This window comes from Pseudomonas fluorescens, from assembly GCF_002837185.1.
Taxonomy (GTDB): Bacteria; Pseudomonadota; Gammaproteobacteria; order Pseudomonadales; family Pseudomonadaceae; genus Aquipseudomonas; species Aquipseudomonas fluorescens_AM.
The window spans coordinates 44,643-58,799 of record NZ_KZ477996.1 but is presented as its reverse complement, the minus strand read 5'-3'; the positions used below and the strand labels follow the sequence as shown (position 1 = coordinate 58,799).

Here is a 14,157-nt window from a genome sequence, read left to right as displayed (position 1 = left end):
TTCAGCGATGGCGCTGACGGCTGATAAAGATCGCCAGCAAAATGATTGCGCCCTTGATCACGCTCTGCACGTAAGGCGATACGCCGAGCATGTTCAAGCCGTTGTTCAAGACGCCGAGCAACATGGCACCGAGCAAGGTGCCGACGATCACGCCGCGCCCGCCGGCAATCGACGCACCGCCCAGTACCACGGCGGCAATCGCATCCAGTTCGAACGACACACCGGCATTCGGCTGGCCGCTCATCAAGCGTGAGGTCAGCACCAGCCCGGCAATCGCTGCGGTGAAGCCGCTGATGCCGTACACCAGCAACTTGAAGCGCGCGGCGCGCACACCGGACAAACGCACCGCTTCTTCATTGCCGCCGATGGCGTAGATGTAGCGGCCGATGCGCGTGTGTTGCAGCAGCACGTAGGCCGCCAGGTAAGTGAGCAGCATGATCAGAATCGGCACCTGGATGCCCAATACGCTGGCGCGGCCGAACACCGCAAACCACTCCGGCAGCCCGGAAATCGGATAGCCGTCGGTGTACATCAGCCCCAACCCCCGGGCGATGCCCATGGTCGCCAGGGTCACGATGATCGGCGGCATATGCAGGTAGGCCACGAACAGGCCGTTGCCGATGCCGAACGCCACACCCACCAGCATCCCGGCGCCGATGGCCAGGCCTGGCGGCAGCCCCGCGACCATCAAGCCGGCCGTGAGCGTGCCGGACAGTGCCATCACCGGGCCCACCGACAGATCGATGCCGCCGGTCAGAATCACGCACGTCATGCCCACCGCGATAATCGCGTTGATCGACACCTGGCGCGCAATGTTCGACAGGTTGCTGGCGGTGAGGAAGGTGTCGCTGGCGAGGATCATCACCAGGGTCACCACCACCAGTCCGACAAAGGGATAAAACGCCGGCGAGCGCAGCAACCGCGCCAGGTTCAGGCGTAACCGGCCGGTACCTGCGGTGTTAATGGACGTATTCACTTGAACCCCCTGTTGCATGGCGCATGACCTCTTGAGGATTGACGGCGGACGCTTCCAGTACCTTGACGATCGCGCCTTTGTGGAACACCGCGACGCGGTCGCACATGCCGATGACTTCCGGCAGTTCGGAGGAAATCATGATGATCGCGTAGCCCTGCTCAGTGAGACTGCGCATCAGCGCGTAGATCTGCGCCTTGGCGCCCACATCGATGCCACGGGTGGGTTCGTCGAACACCAGCACGTCGCAGTGGTGGTTGATCCAGCGGGCAATCACGACCTTTTGCTGGTTGCCGCCGCTGAGGTTGAACACCCGGCTTTCCGCGCTGGGCGCCTTGATCGACAGCTGGCGCATCAGCGCTTCGACGCTGGCGCACTCTCTGGCCTTGTCGATCAGGCCCGTGGCGTTCTGGTATTTGGGCAGGTTGTTCAACGAGATATTTTCGCGAATGCTGAAATCGGTGATCAGCCCTTCGCTCTTGCGGCTCTCCGGCAACAGGCCGATGCCGTGCGCCAAGGCCTGGGCCGGGTCGTCGAGGCTGACCTTTTCGCCGCGCAGCCACACGTCTTTGCTCACCGAGGGCAGCGCGCCCAGCATGCCCAGGGCCAGTTCGGTGCGACCGGAACCGACCAGGCCGGCAAAGCCGAGGATTTCACCCTTGTGCAAGTCGAAGCGGTTATGCGGGCCGTTGCGCACCAGCTGGATGTCCTTGACCTCCAGCAGCAAAGGCCCGCGTGCTGTGGTGGGCTTGGGCGGGAAACTGCATTCCAGGCGGCGGCCGACCATCATCTCGACCAGACGGTCGATATCGCTGTCGGCCACAGCAGTGACGCCTGCATTGCCGCCATCGCGCAACACACTGATGCGGTCGCACACCTGGAAAATCTCCTCCAGATGGTGCGAGATAAAAATCACTGCCACGCCCTGACGCTTGAGTTCGCGCATGATCTCGAACAGCAGCTCGGCTTCGCTGGGCGTAAGGGTTGCGGTGGGTTCATCGAGCACCAGCAAACGCGCATCCAGGGCCAGGGCCTTGGCGATCTCGACAAACTGCTGCTCCGCCACGCTCAGATGCCTGACTGCGCATTCCAGGTTGATCGACACGCCCAGACGCTTGAACAAGGCCTCGCAGGCCTCGAACATTTGACGTTTGCGCAACAGGCCGAAGCGGTTGCTCAGCTCATGGCCGAGGAAGATATTGTCCACCGCCGTGAGGTAGGGAATCAGGCTGAATTCCTGGAACACGATGCCGATACCGGCCGCGATCGCATCACGGTAAGTCGCAAATTGCCGGGGCTGGCCGTCGATCAGGATCTGCCCCTCATCCTGATGCTCGACGCCGCCAAGGATCTTCATCAGGGTGGATTTGCCCGCGCCATTCTCCCCGAGCAACGCGTGTATTTCGCCGCGCTCCACTTGCAGGTTGATGGACTTGAGGGCCTGCACCCCCGGGTAACACTTACAGATATTTTCCAGCTTCAGAAGACTGCTCATACCGAAGGCCTCGCACTCGGGAGGAAGACCAGGGCCCCACGGCGGACGTGGGGCGCCGGGGTTTACCAGCTGAAGTCCCCGGCCTTGGCCTGGTCGATCAGGGTGATGTCCACCGGAACCGTGGCGGGCACTTGCGAGCCCCACTTTTTGGCCAGGGCTATGCCCAGGGCCAGGCGGATCTGGTCACGGGGGTATTGGGCCGAGGTGGCGATGAACTTGCTGCCGGGTTTCTGGATCGCCTTGATCGCTTCCGGCGCACCGTCGACGCTGACCAGCTTCACGTCCATGCCGCTGGCTTCGATGGCCGACAGCGCGCCGAGGGAGCCGTTGTCGTTCACGCTGAAAATGCCCTTGAGGGTGGGCTGGGCCTGCAACATGTTTTCGGTGACGGTCAGCGCCTGGTCACGTTCCTGCTTGCCGTTCTGGATGCTGACAATCTTGATGTCCGGGTGCTTGGCCACCGCCTCCTTGCAACCGCGCACACGCTCCAGGATCGGCACCACGGCAATGCCGTCGAGGATGGCGATATTGCCTTTGTCGCCGATGTGTTTGGCCAGGTACTCACAGGCCTGGAAACCGGCATCGAAGTTTTTCGAGCCGACGAAAGAATCCAGCGGGCCCTCCGCCTGGGCGTCCACCGCCACTACGACCACACCGGCAGCATGGGCGGACTTGACCGCCGATTGCACACCGACCGAGTCGGTCGGGTTGATCAGCAGGATATCGATGCCTTTTTGCAGCATGTCTTCGACATCACTGACCTGCTTGGACACATCATGGCGGGCGTCGGTGATGATCAGTGTCGCCCCGATGCTCGCGCCGGCTTCTTCCAGGGCGTTTTTCATGGTGACGAAATAGGGGTTGTTGATTTCCTGGAACGAGGCGCCGATGCGGATCGGCTTGGCGGCTTCGGCAAACACAGGGGAAACGCTGCCCAGAGTGATACTGGCAGCCAATAAACACAGGGTTTTCGGGAGCATTTTCATGGCGTGGGTCTCTGTTTTGTTTTTATTTTTAGAGCAAATGTTATCGTTAACATTTTGGCAGAAGCTAACAAGGAAATGCGAGGTGCGCAAGGGGTCATTGGTCAGACTCGATCCAAATGTGTGAGGGGGCTTGCCCCCGATGGCGGCGGGTCAGTCAGTAAATTCATTGACTGATCTACCGTTATCGGGAGCAAGCCCCCTCCCACATTCGATTGGTTGCAGCCTGCAAAAATTTGCGGCACACGGAGCAAAAAAGGGGCAGCCCCTTGGAGGCTGCCCCTTCTGTTTCACATCACTGTGTCAGTGGATGATGTCCTGGGTGCAGATATGCCCCAGGCTGACGTATTGCACGTTGTCACCGCCGACGCCCACACCGGGGAATTCGGCCAGCTCGATGCGCCAGCCGCCCTCGTTGTAGGTGGTTCTCCACTTGTACGGCACACCGGTGCTGCTGTCGTTGATCACTGTGGTGTAGTCACCGAAGCAGGTACCGATATTGGCCGTGGCCTCGGAGACACCCGCGCTGTTGGTGGTCGCCTTGTAGTCGACCCAGCGGTAGTTCAAGTCGACGAAGTGGTTATCCACGCGCAACACCGGGGTGACGCCCAGCAGCGGCGCGCCAGTGGAGTCCGACCATTGGGTCGACCAATTCAACAGCCGCGCGGTTTGCGTGGCCAACCACACTTCGGTCACCCGCACGATGTTGTCACCTTTCACACTGTTGGCGTTCAGGCGCGGCGTGGAGCCCAGGCTCAGTTGGTAATACTTGCTCGGGTCCTGCGCCACCGCCGGGTTGGCGCGCACGCGCACCTTCACGGTGGTACCCGGCGTTACGCTCGGATAGGTCGAGGTGGAACCGGCCGGCACGGTGACCCAGTTGGTGCCATCGAAGCGGTCGAAGATCCACTGGTTACGGCTGCCGTTCTCGTCGCCCGCCAGGTACATGCTCACACTTTGGCCACGTACCGCCTGGAAGTCGAAGTAATCGACATCGCCGGCATTGTCGAGATTACCGCTGACCTTGTTCATCGAGTCGGGCAACACGAACGCGGTTTGCGCGCTGTCGTTGGGCTCGAACGCGTCGATGTTGCTGTCCACCGCCACGCCGAAACTGAACTGCGCGTTATCGGCGGCCTTGGCCACCATGTACCAGTAGTAGTCACCGGCCGGCAGCACACCGTTGAGGTATTCATCGGCATTGCCTGCGGCATCCGACGTACCCACCACACTCAGGTTGCCCTGGCCATCATCCTGGAACAGAGTCAGCGACATGTCCGCGCCTGCACTCTGGTTGACCAGTTGCACCTGCACTCGCGCGTTTTGAGGCAGGTTGAAGTGGTAGGCAAACTCGTTACCGGCCTGCACCTCATCGACGGTGTAGAGCGTGTTGATATCCAGGGTGGGGAACAGTGGTTCAAACGCTGCAACCGCCGCGCTTTTCAGTGCGCTTTGCGCCGGTTTCTTCAGCTCACCGACCACGCTGTCGAACGGCGCGGACTTGAGGGCCTTGGTCACCGCCTTGGACTGGCCGGACTTGGCCGCCGAGAGTTTTTGCTTGAGCTCGGCCGACACCTTCGACGCGTCCAGCTTGCCGCCGGACTTGAGCGCCTTGTTCACGGCCTGCTTGACCGCGTCGGCACTGAGTTTCTGAGGCGCTTGCTGAGCCAGGGCGCAGGCCGAGACGAAGCAGGAGGCCATGATGGCCGCGCCTAGCATAAGGGCTTTTTTCGATTTCATTTTTTATCCATCCATAGTTAAAAAATAGAAGTTCAGGTGATCGGCGACATCCGGTCACCTGGGATGGACTGTAGGATAATACTGTTTTTATGTACAGTGATTTTTTTGAGATTTTGTCGACCTCCACGGGGGCTTCAAATCACCTAATACCCGGTCATCTCCAGATACCCCACCCCACCGTCGAACTTCACCGGCCCTTCCCAATAGGGAATCCCCAGGTTCATCCACGCCTTCGAATTGACGGCCTCGGGGGTGATGTCCAGGTGTTTGCCGGGGATCTTCAGCGACCAGCGCGTGGGAATGCTGCGTCCGTCAATCTCGGTGGTGGTCAGCGGCGCCAGTTGGATATCCGCGTTGTGCAGGGTCTCGGTGCGTCCCTGGGCGTCGATCCAGGTGCCGGTGAGATAGCCGCCGCCGTCCTTTTGCCGCACGCGAAACAGCATCAGTTGTTCGCCTCGGTCCAGGTGCAGGGAGAACCAGTCCCAACCGGTCTGGTTGGCGGCCAGGGGCTGGCTGCTCCATTCACGGTCGAGCCAGGCGTTGCCGCTGACCTGGTAGGTCTGACCGTCGACAGTGACGCTGCCGTTGGCGCTGAAGAACGGCTGGCTGTAGTAGTAGGACGCCTGGCCCTGGTCGGATTTGCGGCTGTAGCCGTTGTCGCCCTGCAGCACCAGTGGGCGACTGGAGGTCAGTTGCAGATCATAGGCGAATTGCGCGCCACTGGCCTTGAGTTGCATGTCGGCCAGAGTGTGGGCGGCGCCAGTGCGGGTGGCGAAGTTCCAGTCATCGATCCAGGCATTGAACGGCAGCGCCTGCGCCCCGGCCTGGCCGACGCCGCCCCGGGCGAAGCGCTCGGCGGCGTAATGGCGGGTGGCGGAGGTGACGGCGGCATGGCCGAGCCAAATCGTGGAATCGCGCCAGCCCGGTTGTGGCGGTCCGGCTTTCACGGCATTGCGAAACAAGGTCCACTGCACGCCGAAGACATTGCCCTGAGCGTCCTTGAGGTTGGCGGTGACGTACCACCATTCAATGCGAAAGCCTGGATGCGGGCCGTGATCCTCGGGGAAGGTGAACACTTTGCCGGGCACCACCTGGACGAAGTCGGCGGCATCGCTGCCAAGGCCGGCGAAACTTTCCTGGGGTGCGGGGGCTTTATCGCATGCGCTCAGCAGCAGCAGAACTACCCACGCCAACGCCTTAATCTTCATGGGCAAACGTCCTCAACAAATCCGCCGGGCGGCTGCGGTACAGCTGCCACAATGGCCAGGCCGACGCCAGCAGCGTGGCAAGCATCGCCAGCCCCATCAGTTGCGCCAGCTGCCAGGGGAACACGTGCAACGGCAGGCGCCAGCCAAAGGCTTGCACGTTGATCACCGCATCCAGGCACCACGCCAGCAGCAGCCCCAGGGGCAACGCCAGCACCAGGGTGAGCACCGCCAGCAGCCAGGTCTGGCCCAGGTTGAGCAGCATCAGTTGGCGGCGCGTGACCCCCAGTGCCCACAACGGCGCCAGTTGGCCGAGGCGACTCTGGCTCTGGGTCAGCAGGCTGATGAACAGCGCCACACCCGCTACGCCAAGGGTCAGGCTGTTCAACGCGGCGGTAGCGGCGAAGGTGCGTTCGAAGACCTGGCTGGACCAGCCCTTGAGTTGCTGTTGATCGATGATGCGGCTGTCTTCCAGGTCGAACTCACGCTGCACGTCACGCACCAGCGGCGGCACATCCTGGGTTGCCACACGCAGGTTGAAACGCACCGGTGACAACGTTGGCCAATGCGCCAGCAAGTGCTTGGCGTTGACCAGCAGATGGCCCTTGGGGTTGCCGTAATCGGCATAGATACCGACGATTGTCGGTGCCCATGGGCCCTGGGGCGTGGGGACTTGAACGGTGTCACCCAGGCGCACGTTCAAGCGTCGCGCCAATTGCTCGCTGAGCATCACGCTATCGTCCTGCAGCAGGCGGTCCCAGGGCGTGCTCGCCGCTTCCAGCAACGGCCAGTGCTGGCGATAGGTGGGGTCGTCAACCACGCCGAACACCTCCGCCGGCCAGCCCTGCAATTGCACCGCAACTTGCCAGCCGGGCAGCACCGCCCGCACCCGTGGTTGTTGCGCCAGCCAGGCCTGCAAGTGCTGTGCCTGGGCCGGATTTTGCGGATTGAGGTACAGCTCGGCGGTGAGGCGCTGCTCCAGCCAGTTATTGAAGGTGCTGCGAAACCCCGAGGTCATGGAGCCCGCGCCGATATTCGCCGCCAGCGCCAACAGCAGCGCCATCAGGGCCAGGCTCAAGGCCGGCAATTGCTGGCGGCAGTCGGCAAGGAACCATTGGCCCAGCACCGAACGGCTGCGTCCCAGCACGCCCTTCAACATCCCATTGAGCAGCACCGGCAAGCCGAGTGCGGCGCCCAGCAGCAAGCTCGCCATCAGTACGAACCCGGCGGCCAGGCTGTTGCCCCAGACCAGTGCCAGCAGCGCAACGACCAGCGCCACACCCGCCACCCAGCCCTGGCGTCGCAGCCAACGCCCGTGGGCTTCGTGCCAGGCCTGGGCGTTGGCCAGCGCCAGCAACGGCAGGCGTGCCGCGCGCCACAGGCTGCTGGCCCCGGCGAGCAACGCACCCAGCAAGCTCAAGCCCAGGCCCGCCAACCACCACCAGGGGCTCAAGCTCAGTTGGCCTGCGACTTCAGCACCGTAGAGGCCGCGCAGGCTGGCCGCCACATCCGGCAGCAACAGGCTGGCGAGCAGGTAACCGCTGGCAACGCCGAGCACGCCGCCCAGCAGCGCGAGGAATCCCAGCTCTACGCCCAGGCTCAGGATCAGCAGGCGTGCGCTGACCCCGCAGGCACGCAAGGTGCGCAGCAGGCCCCGGCGCTGCTCCAGGGCCAGGCCGATGGCCGCATGCACGATAAACAGCCCCACCACAAAGGACAGAAAGCCCAGGGCGTCGAGGTTCAGGTGGAAGCTTTCGGTCAGGCGCGAAAGGGTGTTGTCGTCACCCTGCTTGAGTTGCAGCCCGGCAGGCGGCGTCGGATGACGGGCGGCGAAGGTGTTGTCCAGCAGCAGGCGCGACAGCCGGCCCTGCATGTCGAGCAGCGGTTGGGCGAAACCGATATCGGTGAGCAGCATGCCGGGGGCCATGTCAGGCTGCACCTGCAGCGGCGGCAAGGGTTGCCCATTGGCCGTCAGCGGTTGCTCGCCTTCATGCAGGCCGAGCGCCTGCAAGGTTTGCGCGGCTATCCAGGTGCGCCCCGGCGCGTCGAAAAACGCCAGTACCTGCGCCTGGCTCAAGCGTTGCCCCGCCACGCTGCCGCTGCCGGGCAACGACACCGGCTCGATGCCCATCAATTGCAGACGCTGCTCTTCATGCCCCTTGAGCACCACCCGCCCCTGCACCACCGGTGACACCGGCCACCCGGCACGGCGCAGTTCGGCGAACACGGCTTGCGCGAATCCGGCACCGTCGGGCGCACTCAGGCTGGCTTGCGGTTCGCCGCCGATCAATTGGCTGGCACGCGCGTAGCCATCCCGCGCCTGGCTGTTGAGGGCCTGCACCCCGGTCAATAACGCGGTGGCCAGCCACAGGCCGGTCAGCACACTGAAAAACTGCACCGGGTGGCGCCGCCAATGGCTCAACAGCGCACGCAGCGCCCAATAGAACACCGCCATCTCAGCGCGGCTCCATCGGCACGACGCGGCCGTGGTGCAGCACGACCTGCTGATCCAGGCGTGCGGCCAGGCGCGGGCTGTGCGTGACCATCAACAGGCTGGTGGGACTGTCGCGCAACAGGTCGAGCAGCAGTTGCAGCACCTCATCGCTGGTGGTTTCGTCAAGATTACCGGTGGGCTCATCGGCCAACAGCAAGCCGGGGCGGGACGCCAGTGCACGCCCCACCGCCACCCGCTGTTGCTGGCCGCCGGAGAGCTGCTCCGGGTAACGCTTGAGCAAATCGCCCAGGCCCAGGCGCTCCACCAACTGCGCCTGCCACTGCGCATCGAACCGCCCGGCCAGGCGCGCCTGGAACGCCAGGTTGTCCTCCACACGCAAACTGCCAATCAGGTTGAACTGCTGGAACACCAGGCCGATTTCGGTGCGCCGCCACTGGGCCAGTTGCCCTTCGTTGAGGCGATCCAGGCGCTGGTCACCGATCAGAATACTGCCGCCATCCATGCGGTCGAGCCCCGCCACCAGGTGCAGTAACGTGCTTTTGCCGCTGCCCGACTCGCCCATCAATGCCAGGCTGCTGCGCGCCGCCAGGTGCAGGTCGACACCCGCCAGAACGGTCAGCGGGCCTTGGGGGGTGGCGTAGTTTTTTACAACACCTTCTACCTGCAACATACGAACGCTCGGGTTAAGGACTGCAAACGAGAATAACGGCTGCCGGACGTTCCCACGCAATTTTTTCACATTGATTTCACCGCGTGCCCACCCGGAACACTTTAAATTCCCCACCCAGGCAGCATTAACCGACAACTTTTAAGTTGCCCCAAACGGTGTTTCTTAATATCCACATGTTCAGCTCAAAGACAGCAGCCTTGTGACAGGCTTTTGCTCCACCAGGAACATCTGCCGTATGAGTTGCGCCGGTCTTTTAACAACAAATAATCACTTGTGCCCATGGTGAACAACGTGGCAGACATTACCCTGACCAAACCCCGTAGGGCCAGGTTGAAGCGCCTGAGAAAATTCCGCGTGCCGGTGGCGGGCATCATCGTAATCGCCCTGCTGTTGAACGTTTTTATATTCTGGCCAAGGTCACCGCAGGACCTGGGCATCGGCAACCGCCTGGTCACTTCCGGGGTACTGGCCAGTTGGCGCAACGGCGACCTGATCGTGCTGGTACGGCATGAAGAGCGTTGTGATCGCTCTGGCAACCCCTGCTACGGGCCGGCTGACGGCCTGACGGTCAATGGCACACAACGCGCGGCCGACCTGGGCAGCGCCTTTGAAAGCCTGGGCATGGAGCGCACCGACGTGCTCAGCAGCCCCACCACGCGCACCGCGCAGACGTCGCTGTTCATGTTCGGCAAGACTGAACTTTCCCCCGGTCCCCTCGCCATCTGCGGTGATGCCATGGGCGAAGAAATCCTCAGCCATAAACAGGCGGATCGCAACCTGATGCTGATCACCCATAGCGCCTGCATGAGTGACTTCCAGGAGGCACTCGGCTACCCCCACGCGCAGGCGGCCGAGTACGGCAGCGCCCTGTTCGTACAGGTATTGCCCGACGGCAAACTCAAAGCCTTGGGCACTATGAAACGTCAGGAATGGGCAGCCGCACTGAAGCAACTTTAAATACACTCTTTTACATATTGCCGCGTAGCGCGTTCAGCAAAACGACAGCCCGCGTCTGCCATTTTAAGCGCGCCTGTTAGTTCAGGACGCCCTAACTTTCTGATGAAGCAGTGACTCTCTTAATGCTCGACGCCTTTAATTATTCAAACTTCGCGCCTGCGGCTGAACGTCAAGGAGCGAATTTTTCATGAGCCGATTGAAGCCCTTGCCAGTGCTGGTACTTGGCCTGGTCATTTTCCTGGTGCTGCCATTGGGCCTGCACGGTCTGTGGACCCCGGATGAAACCCGCTACGCCCAGGTCAGCCAGGAAATGCTGATGAGCGGCAACTGGGTAGCGCCGCACTTCATGGGGGTGCGTTATTTCGAGAAACCGGCCGCGGGTTATTGGCTGATTGCCCTGGGCCAGGCAGTGTTTGGCGAAAACCTGTTCGGCGTGCGTATCGCCTCCGTCCTGACCTCGGCGTTGAGCGTGCTGCTGGCCTATCTGATTGCCCGCCGTCTGTGGAGCGACCCGCGTAAAAGCTGCGCCTGCGCATTGCTCTACATGAGCTTCGGCCTGGTGGCCGGGCAAGCCGGGTATTCCAACCTCGATCCGCAATTCACGTTCTGGGTCAACCTGAGCCTGGTCGCCCTCTGGTTTGCGCTCGGCAGCGCCACGCCACGCGCGCGTCTGGGGGCCTGGGCCCTACTGGGGCTGGCCTGCGGCGTGGGCTTCATGACCAAGGGCTTTCTGGCGTGGCTGCTGCCGGTGCTGATCGCCATGCCTTACATGATCTGGCAGCGCCGCGTCGGCGAGTTGCTGCGCTACGGCCCGTTGGCGATCCTGGTCGCGGTGCTGGTCTGCCTGCCGTGGGCGCTGGCGATCCATGGGCGCGAGCCGGATTACTGGCGTTTCTTCTTCTGGCATGAACACATCCGCCGCTTCGCCTCGGACACTGCACAGCATGCGCGGCCATGGTGGTTTTTCCTGCCGATCATGGTGGTGGCGTGCCTGCCCTGGTCTGCCCTGTTGCCCGCCACCCTGATCAGGGCCTGGAAAGACAGACGCGAGCCGGCCATTGTCTTTCTGGCCCTGTGGCTGTTGCTGCCCCTGGGCTTTTTCAGCCTGAGCAGCGGCAAGCTGCCGACCTACATCATGCCGTGCCTGTTACCCCTGGCGTTGCTGATGGGCCATGCCTTGATCGACCTGCTCAACCAGCACAAAACCCGTGCGATCTTCATCAACGGTGCGCTCAATTTCATCCTCGGCATGACGGCCATGGTGACGCTGATTTACCTGCAGATCGCCAGCCCGATCTACAGCAACAGCCACGCCGAGATGTTCAGCCTGTCCCTGGCCTTTATCGTGCTGCTCGGCTGGATCCTGGCCAACCTGCTGCAAGCGATGCGGCCTCTGACGTTATGGGCAACGCCGGCCCTGGGTATCGGCCTGCTGGTGGCGCTGCTGCCGGCGAGCATGCCGCAGATCATTGCCGATAACGAAATGCCCGACCAGTTCGTGCTTGAACATCTGGATGAACTGCAACACACCCATGCTTTGCTGAGCAACGAACTGGGCTCGGCGTCCGCCCTGGCCTGGCGCCTGCGCCGGCCGCAGGTGGCGTTCTACAACACGGCGGGAGAGCTGCGCTACGGCCTGGATTATCCGGATACGCAACCGCGCAAGGTCACCCTGGACAACGTTCAGTCCTGGTTGAGCGAAGCACGAACCCAGGGTTCGGTCGGCGTGCTGATGCGCGTCAAAAGCACCAGCGAACACCTTGAGGAGGGCCAACTGCCGCCCGGTGGCAAGCGCTACCGCAAGGGCAACCTGGTACTGACGATTTATCCCCAACAACCTTGATCACCCTCACAGGAACACCCCATGCGCGTGTGCAAAACCGAACGCGGCGCCCTCGCTTTATTGCTCGGTGTCTCGGCCTTGCTCCTGCTGCTGGGCCTGGGCAGTCGCGACCTGTGGGGGCCGGAAACGCGCTGGGCGAACATCGCCCTGCAGATGCTGCAAAGCGGTGACTACTTCGATCCGTATCTGAAGGGCGCACCCTATTACGACAAACCCCTGCCCTCCTACTGGCTGATCACCGGCCTGGCCAACCTCATGGGAGGTCTGGGCCCGTGGTCGCTGCGCCTGTCATTGGTGATCGCGGCCTGGCTGAGCATCTGGCTGGTGTACCTGATCGGCGAGCAACTGTTTCGCAAAGGCACCGGGCTGATCGCCGGCTGGATGCTCGCCACCACGTTCTACTTCCTGTTCTGGGCCCGCGTGGCCACCGCCGATGTGCTGACCGTGTGCGGCGTGCTGGCGGCGGTCTGGTGGTATTGGCGCGGGCCGGACGATACCCGACTGGGGCGCTATAGCGTCTTCTTCCTGTTGCTGGCGGCAACGTCGCTGTTCAAGGGCTTGATCGGGTTCGTGCTGCCAGGGTTGGTGCTGCTGCCGCATCTGCTCAGCCAGCAGCGCTACAAACGCCATCTCAATGCGCGGCTGGTGCTGGCGCTGCTGATCGCCGGCGGCTTCTACGCGATTCCTTTCTTGCTGTCCCACCTCTACGGCGCTCCCACCTACGGCGAGAGCGGCCTGCAACTGGTGTTTCGCGAAAACGTGGTGCGCTTTTTCGACCCCTTCGACCATATGGGCCCGATCTACACCTATCTGATCTACCTACCGGCCTACACCCTGCCGTGGGCGCCGTGCTGGATGCTCGGCGCGTGGCTCGCCATCCGTCATTGGCGCCGTACACCGCCCAACGTGCGCTGGCTGGTGTGGAGCCTGGGCCTGTTGTTCGTATTCTTCACCGCCAGCGGCAGCCGACGCAGCTACTACGTACTGCCCCTGGTGCCATTTGCCCAACTGCTCGGCGCCTGGTGGCTGAGCGAACGCCTGCGCCAACAACCGGACCGCTGGCCGCGCTGGCAAAAAAGCTTCGGTATTGCCGCAGCCTTGATGCTGTTGGTGCTGGGCGTGATCTACCCCTGGACCACCGGCAACGGCGGCGTCACCCGCTTTGCCGACGATGTGAAAGCCCAAGCGGTGAAAAGCGCACCGTGGAACCAATGGCAACTGGTGCTGGTGGAAGTGGACAACAAGCTGCCGATGTACCTGCAAAACGGCGGCAAGCCGTTCTACTACGTCAGCGAAAACCAAGACTTCCCGCGCCAGGGCGACAGCGCCGCGTTCATGGCCTGGCTGGAAAAAACCAGCGGCCAGGGGTTCGATCCGCAGCACACGATTATCGTCGCGCAGTACTCCAGGGAAGATCCCCAGCCGTTGGCATTTTTGGGGGTTGATCATCAAGTGGTTACGACGCAGCCGGACAATGGCGAGCGGTTGTTTCAGCGGCGGTCGGGGGGGAGCGTGGCGTTTATTCCGCAAGGGCATTGAGAATGCCGGCACTGCAAAAATGTGGGAGGGGCTTGCCCCCGATGACGGTGTCAGCTGATGCAGCTGCTGCTGACACTCCGTCATCGGGGGCAAGCCCCCTCCCACAGTGTCCGCGTTTCAAGGCCTGGATTCGGCGGTGGCGGTTGAGAGGCACGGCTGTCGGCGACCGCTGGTGGAAAAGGCAGCACTGTGTAATGTGGGAGGGGGCTTGCCCCCGATGGCGGTGGGTCAGCCGGTGCATCTGCTGCTGACACTCCGTCATCGGGGGCAAGCCCCCTCCCACAGTGTCCGCGTTCC

Annotated in this window: 10 protein-coding genes; 3 read left to right on the top strand and 7 right to left on the bottom strand. The window is 62.5% G+C overall.

The genetic code is table 11. The features are described from left to right. Nucleotide 1 precedes the first annotated feature (1 nt). From CIB54_RS13480 to CIB54_RS13450, 7 genes are all read right to left on the bottom strand, one after another. A complete protein-coding gene (locus CIB54_RS13480; RefSeq protein ID WP_101220085.1) occupies nucleotides 2–994 on the bottom strand; it encodes an ABC transporter permease in 993 nt (330 codons plus the stop codon). Further along, nucleotides 960–2,468, bottom strand: coding sequence for a sugar ABC transporter ATP-binding protein (locus CIB54_RS13475; RefSeq protein WP_101220027.1), 1,509 nt, complete (start codon nucleotides 2,466–2,468; stop codon nucleotides 960–962). The genes CIB54_RS13480 and CIB54_RS13475 overlap by 35 nt, the downstream gene beginning before the upstream one ends. Before the next feature lie 62 nt (nucleotides 2,469–2,530). Next, nucleotides 2,531–3,454 carry a substrate-binding domain-containing protein gene (locus tag CIB54_RS13470; protein WP_065952999.1) on the bottom strand — a complete coding sequence of 308 codons (924 nt, stop codon included), beginning with the start codon at nucleotides 3,452–3,454 and terminating at the stop codon, nucleotides 2,531–2,533. Between the two features lie 300 nt (nucleotides 3,455–3,754). Further along, on the bottom strand, nucleotides 3,755–5,191 hold the full coding sequence (locus CIB54_RS13465) for a pre-peptidase C-terminal domain-containing protein (protein ID WP_101220026.1): 1,437 nt from the start codon (nucleotides 5,189–5,191) through the stop codon (nucleotides 3,755–3,757). A gap of 143 nt (nucleotides 5,192–5,334) precedes the next feature. Then, nucleotides 5,335–6,399, bottom strand: a complete 1,065-nt coding sequence (locus CIB54_RS13460; RefSeq protein WP_101220025.1) for a lipocalin-like domain-containing protein — start codon at nucleotides 6,397–6,399, stop codon at nucleotides 5,335–5,337. Further along, nucleotides 6,389–8,851 carry an ABC transporter permease gene (locus CIB54_RS13455; protein WP_101220024.1) on the bottom strand — a complete coding sequence of 821 codons (2,463 nt, stop codon included), beginning with the start codon at nucleotides 8,849–8,851 and terminating at the stop codon, nucleotides 6,389–6,391. The genes CIB54_RS13460 and CIB54_RS13455 overlap by 11 nt, the downstream gene beginning before the upstream one ends. 1 nt (nucleotide 8,852) lies before the next feature. After that, a complete protein-coding gene (locus CIB54_RS13450; RefSeq protein WP_101220023.1) occupies nucleotides 8,853–9,521 on the bottom strand; it encodes an ABC transporter ATP-binding protein in 669 nt (222 codons plus the stop codon). A 279-nt stretch (nucleotides 9,522–9,800) separates the two neighbouring features. Between CIB54_RS13450 and CIB54_RS13445 the strand changes: the two genes are divergently transcribed. The 3 genes from CIB54_RS13445 to CIB54_RS13435 all read left to right on the top strand — a co-directional run bounded on the left by CIB54_RS13445 (nucleotide 9,801) and on the right by CIB54_RS13435 (nucleotide 13,860). Further along, nucleotides 9,801–10,478 (top strand): lipopolysaccharide core heptose(II)-phosphate phosphatase PmrG, encoded by a 678-nt coding sequence (locus tag CIB54_RS13445; RefSeq protein WP_065953206.1) that lies wholly within the window; start codon nucleotides 9,801–9,803, stop codon nucleotides 10,476–10,478. A 187-nt stretch (nucleotides 10,479–10,665) separates the two neighbouring features. Then, nucleotides 10,666–12,321: a lipid IV(A) 4-amino-4-deoxy-L-arabinosyltransferase gene (gene arnT / locus CIB54_RS13440; RefSeq protein WP_101220022.1), complete on the top strand. Its 1,656-nt coding sequence runs from the start codon at nucleotides 10,666–10,668 to the stop codon at nucleotides 12,319–12,321. A gap of 21 nt (nucleotides 12,322–12,342) precedes the next feature. Further along, a complete protein-coding gene (locus tag CIB54_RS13435) occupies nucleotides 12,343–13,860 on the top strand; it encodes an ArnT family glycosyltransferase (RefSeq protein WP_101220021.1) in 1,518 nt (505 codons plus the stop codon). Nucleotides 13,861–14,157: the final 297 nt, after the last annotated feature.